The organism is uncultured Victivallis sp., from assembly GCF_944391105.1.
In the GTDB taxonomy this organism is placed as follows: Bacteria; Verrucomicrobiota; Lentisphaeria; order Victivallales; family Victivallaceae; genus Victivallis.
This window is the reverse complement of record NZ_CALXSK010000081.1, coordinates 1-5682: the sequence shown is the minus strand read 5'-3', so window position 1 is coordinate 5682 and position 5682 is coordinate 1. Positions and strand designations below refer to the sequence as shown.

Annotated in this window: 4 protein-coding genes; all 4 read right to left on the bottom strand. The window is 56.9% G+C overall.

Annotated elements, in window-relative coordinates:
• Window positions 1–189: 189 nt before the first annotated feature.
• The 4 genes from Q0K10_RS15420 to Q0K10_RS15405 all read right to left on the bottom strand — a co-directional run bounded on the left by Q0K10_RS15420 (window position 190) and on the right by Q0K10_RS15405 (window position 5212).
• Window positions 190–1557 (bottom strand): glycoside hydrolase family 71/99-like protein, encoded by a 1368-nt coding sequence (locus tag Q0K10_RS15420; protein WP_294509008.1) that lies wholly within the window; start codon window positions 1555–1557, stop codon window positions 190–192.
• A 1-nt stretch (window position 1558) separates the two neighbouring features.
• Window positions 1559–2650, bottom strand: a complete 1092-nt coding sequence (locus tag Q0K10_RS15415) for a metallophosphoesterase (RefSeq protein ID WP_294509004.1) — start codon at window positions 2648–2650, stop codon at window positions 1559–1561.
• 12 nt (window positions 2651–2662) lie between these two features.
• A complete protein-coding gene (locus tag Q0K10_RS15410; protein ID WP_294509001.1) occupies window positions 2663–3460 on the bottom strand; it encodes a DUF1559 domain-containing protein in 798 nt (265 codons plus the stop codon).
• A gap of 501 nt (window positions 3461–3961) precedes the next feature.
• The gene (locus tag Q0K10_RS15405; RefSeq protein WP_294508998.1) at window positions 3962–5212 is read right to left on the bottom strand and encodes a dicarboxylate/amino acid:cation symporter; all 1251 of its coding nucleotides are present in this window, start codon (window positions 5210–5212) and stop codon (window positions 3962–3964) included.
• Between the last annotated feature and the right edge of the window lie 470 nt (window positions 5213–5682).

The following is a 5682-nucleotide window of genomic DNA, read 5'->3' as shown; positions in this document are numbered from 1 at the left end:
TGCGCCGAAACGGTTTTGACGCACGAAAAAACAAGTGATTAACACGAGAGAGCCAATACTTTTGAAATTGGCTCTCCCTTTTGAACATTGCGGAAGTGACTGACGGACGGCGTGGAACCTGTCGCTCGGCAGCCGGTTCAATACCGGAAAATGGTTTCAGAGATCGCCCGTTGCCGTTGTGCTGAATTTTCACATTCGCCTTGTTGTGATCGGTGTGCCGATTGCATCAGGCTGTTCGAGCGGATTTTCGAAGCTCATCGCGTCCCGGAATCTCTGCCCCATGGGGATGCCGGAATGCGGGCCGTGGTCCTGAGCCGGCGGCACGGGCGGGGATGTGCGTTCCGCAGCTCCATTTTCTCCGCCGGCGTCACGTTTCAAACGTTGCGAAAACGCAAAGGTTTGCCGCAGGTAGAAGTCCGGCGGAACTTTTTCTCCGTATGTCAGAAATGGACTTTCGCCGACCGGGACTTCGCTCGAAGTCTTGAAAATGCAGGTTCCCTCGTCCATTTCATCGAACATAGCGACATAAATCTGACGGACGCCGAATTTCAACAGCGTCTCCGCCTGTTCCCGATAAAACCGACCATTTCTACGCGGGATCTGATCGAATTTCCCACCATGCAGATTGTGCCAGGAAAACCCGGGGAAGATCACCGGCAGATAGGTGATTCCGCGTTTTTCACACCACTGCATATCGCCGGGGATGACCCGGGTCATCCACTCCTCCCGGGTCTCATTGTCATAGCGGCCGACTGTCCACGGGGAGACGACTGCGCAGCGCGACACGATCCGGCGGATTCTGTCCCCCGCTTCGCCCGGGACTGTCCGCCAGTTGTCGTTCACCCCTGCCATCACGGCAAAACCTCCATAGACCGGGTCGGACGTAACCAGATCGACCGCCCGCTCGAACCAGCCCGGACTCTCCGGACGCTCCGCAAACAGCCCCCAGAATGCGACCAGCGGTTTTCCTGCGTGATGCTGATAGTTCGGGTCATCGCGCCGGATCACTCCGGTGTCGATCAGCCGCTTCCAGTCGCGCGCGAAGAGTTCGAAGTCGGCGTTCCCGGAGATGTCGTACATCAGCATCCATGTCCGGTCGTGCAGCAACGCGGCGCGGCGGACATTGGCGAGCACGGTGTCCGCATTTTCCTGCCCGGACGGATCCCGGAGTTCGGTCAGAAACCGCTGCAGCATTGCGCCTCGAATCCCATACTCGCGCATCCAGCGGAAGTGGCGCGAGACCGTCTCCGGATGGCGCGCGCTGTAGACATAAGCTCGACGCCCGTCCGCAAAACGGAACGGAGTCGGGAATTTCTCCGATTCGGTCGCCTCGCTCATGTCCGGCCAGAACTCGACCGAGCAGCGTCCCGGAGCGAAATCGCCGTCCTTTCCGTAGTGGCGGAATCCGCGTCCGCTGCCGTCTCCAGGGGCGTTGAACCACCCCTGATATCCGCAGTAAACGCCGCCCGTGAGCGAGCTGTTTTCCGCCGCAGTCAGAAGCGCGGCGGCTCCTCCGCACAGCAGAGCGCCCAGAAACAGATGCAGGAACGTGTTCATATCACTTCAGCCGCATCGTGAGAACCGGTTCGGTCCCGGCCAGGTTGTAGAACTGCATGACGACCCGGTCCGGATAGACCTCCAGAACCGCGTACCCGTCGAACTCCGCTTTGTAGAAGCGGGTGGCATACGGCTGATTTTCGCCAATCAGCGATTGGCGCCATTCCAGATTCCGGTTGGCTGCGTCGCGCTCGGCGGCTAGTTCCGGGGTGTACGCTTCCACCCCTTCCATGACTTTGGAGGGGAGCGAATCGCGTCTGTTGACGACGCTCGAAACCGACATCTGTACCGTCGTTCCGTTTGCGGTTTTGCGATCGATAAGCGAAAGCATGTGCAGATGAGCGCTTAAGATCATCACATTGTGTTTTTCAAGGAGAGACAGAAGTTCCCGTCGCTCCGTCTCCTGATTCGGGTTTTTACTGAGCATTCCCCTGTGGGCGCGGTAGTTGTACGGCAGGATCGGATAGTGCGTCACGAGAAACACATGGCGTTTCCCGGCGCTTTCCGCCAGTGTCTGTTTGAGCCAGCCGAGGTCGGGTCGCATCGATTCGAAGAATAGAAAACGGTCTTCTCCGCAGTCAACGGTGTAGTTCCACGACGTTTCCGGGTCGTTGCGGAGTTCGCGCAGATAAGGGAGCAGCACATCGTTGCCCGCCTCCCAGGCGCCCGGTCCGGTTACGTCGTGGTTGCCGCGAACGAGGTAAAGCGGTCGTTTGAATGAGTTTTTCACTGCCGCCAGCGCATGGGAGAAGAGTTGTCCCTGCAGCTCACGGCTGCCGCACAACCCTTCGGTGAAATCCCCCATCTGGATCACGAACGGGACCGGTTCGAGCCGGGTTGCTGCGTTTCGTTCCACCTGCCGGAACAGTTCCGGCGTGTTCAACTCGGTCACCCGGATGTAGTTGCGGATCTGGCGCAGATCCTTGCTCATTTTGGCGTTCACCCACTCCATGTCGTGGCAGTCGGGACGGTCATAGTGAATGTCGCCAAGCACCGGAATCGAGTAGCTTGGCCGCTCCCCGGACTCCTCCGCCGAACCGATTCCCGCGATGGCAAGGAGCATGGCAAAAAGAAGAAGTTTCAGAGGTTTCATCGTTTCACCGTCTTACTGGTAGAGATAATTGCAGAAATAGGTGTCTTTGTTGTCAAGGTCGTTCAATTCGGCGAACTGTACGGCGCGGGCGTGGCAGTCGGCAAATACGATATTGGCGCTGCCGTTGTGGCGGGCGGCGGGTTGTTCCGTGCCGGATTTCGGTCCGGTTCCGGAGGGCATCTTCCAGTTGCCGGAGGATTGCGGGGAGGTGCCCCAGGTCATCCAGGCGACGTAGCTGACCGGTTTGCCGTCGACGACGTCGACCGGGCGGCCGGAATCGCCGATCGCGGCGGTCTCCGATGGTTTCCGGATGCGGGTGACCCGGATCGTCCCCTCTTTTTGCGTGGTGCCGTTTTTGTAGACGTAGCGCATCAGCGTGCGATTGGCTCCGTAACCGCCGCCCCAGTAGGTGCCCTGCATTTCATCATCGCCGAGTCCCGGGCAGCGCCAGACTCCCTTTTCCGGACTGATCCGGTTATCGGGATCTTTGTAGACCGATTCCGGCGCGATGTAGGCCGCCAGCGCCTGATGCCAGGGATTGGTGAACTTCATCGGATTGGAGCCGGGATTTCCGTCGCTGAAATTCGGCAGATAATCGTTGTAGTCGACCGTATACTGCTGCAGAGCCAGTCCGATCTGTTTTGCGTTGCTCAGGCAGGCGATGCTGCGGCTCCGGGCACGGGCCTTGCCCAGTGCGGGCATCAGCATTCCGGCCAGGATCGCGATGATCGCTATCACGACGAGGAGTTCTATCAGCGTAAACGCCGTCCTCCTGACCGTCGCCGAGCGGAAGCTGGGACGCGGGGCCATGACAGGCCCATGGGTTGTTTGAAGGGTGGTCGGTACGGGGAGAGACGCTGCCTTGCCGGCCGCTTTTTCTCCTCCGAGCCCCTCTTGGGAGTGTTGACCGGAAACCCCGCGGGCATTGGAGATTTGACAAGTTTTCACCTTTGCAAGTTCTGGCGATGCAAAACAATATGCCGGGGTGTCGCGAAAGGACCGGGTCTGTGTATTGCGGGATCTCTTCTGTAAAACTTTTTTTATTTGCTTCTCTCAAAAAATTTTCCGGTTTGTTACGATACAAATCCCCTTTTATCGGGAATGACAATACAATATCCCCGGAATGTCAGAACAAGATGAAGAGATGGTTTGTTTTTTGTAAACAGGAGGGGGGGATGCCATGTTTTCGGCTGGCACGAAGGCGGGATTCGGGAACCGTTCCCCAGGGGGCGGGGCGTTTTTTCCGCCGCTGCCGCCTGGAAACCCTTCCGCCATTGCCGCGTCTTTTCCCCGCAGGCGCGACGGATCCGGTTATCGACCGCCGGAAACTTCCTCCCGGGATAGCGTCCGATCCACCATGGCGCAGACACAGGAGTCGGACCAGACGTTTTCCGCCGTTTCAATCATGTCGATGATCGTGTAAATCGGCAGGATGATCCCCAGAATCCCGATGGGAGCCTGAATGCCGGACATCAGGGAGAGTGTGAGAAAATAGCAGCCCATCGGCACTCCCGCATTGCCGATCGCCGAGATAATTGAAATGAAAAACCAGAGCGCCACCGTCGGCAGATCCAGCGTCCATCCCCCATTCTGCATGACAAAAAGCGACGTCACCAGAATAAAGGCCGCACAGCCGTTCATGTTGATCGTGCAGCAGATCGGCAATACAAACCGCGTTACCTCTTTTTTCGCCTTCAAATTGTTTTCCGCGGATTCCACCGTCACCGGCAGGGTTGCCGCGGAGCTTTTGGTGAAAAGCGCCATCAGAACTGCCGGCAGCATACAGCGGAACACCCTGAACGGATTGATCCCGTGCACCAGCAGAAACAAAGGCAGAACAAGGAAGAACTGGATCAGATTTCCTCCCAGAACCACCGCCACGTACCGGCCCAGAGAGCCGATGATGAAACCGGCCGAAACCTGTGCGGAAAGCTGCGCGGCAAACGCCGCAATCCCGAGCGGCAGAGTCCAGACCAGCCCCTTGATCAGGGCAAACAGCACCTCCTGCATGCCCATGATCCCCTTCAAAAGAATCTGGATGTTTTCCGACTCCTTCTTCCAGGCCAGAACCAGTCCGACGGCCACCGCCACCAGAAGGATGCTTAAAACATTTCCGGACGAAAATGGTGCGAGAATATTGTTCGGAATCACGGAGAGGATATGGTCGTAATAGGAGAGGGCGCCCAGATTTTCCGGTACGGTTGTGTTTCCCTGCCGGATGATCTCCACCGGAAGATTCTCCGGCTTCATGAGCTTGAACAGCAGGAGCCCCACCAGGGCTGCGGCGGCAGTGGTCAGCAGAGTGTAGAGGATTGTGTGCAGAAAAATCCGCCCTGTATTTTTCCGGGCTCCGAGCACCGCCAGCGTCGTCGTCACCGCCAGTGCGATTGTGGGAACTGCCACAAATTGAAACAAACGGGTGTAGACAGACGCGATGAATTGGAAAAATTCATTCAACCAACCGATTCCGAGCGTTCCGCAAATCCCTCCCAGGACCAGTGCGGACATCCAGAGCGCAAATTGTCTGCCGTTGAATCCGGTTTTCTTATGATTCTCTTTCATGATCAATATCTTATGAATGATGTTTTCTTTCGCCCCTGCGAACGTTGCGGCTGCTGAAAAAGTTCCGGGGCGGCCGATGCATTGGTTCGCCTGAAAAACGGGCGGAAATTCCGTGATGAAGAATACATCCACAACTCTGTTTCGTCAAGTATCGTTTGGGATTTCGAAGCGGGATTTTTCAAGAAATCGTCATCCGATCGTGGAGAGGATAAGGGAATGCAGACCCTTGACCGGCGGAGATTTTTTCTCGCTCTTCGACGGTTCGGGTGGAATCGGGTGTATTTCGGAGGGAACTCCGCATCGGGAAATCGGGGCGGGATGACGTTTCCCGGCTTGTAATTTGACGATTTTCATCTATAATAGATTCGGAGGACCACTTGTCCCCCGCAATTACAAGGAGATGGTATGATAAATAGCTGACGTTCGCGGTTTCTGCTTGCGGCGTGTAATTTATGGCGATTAACTTACAC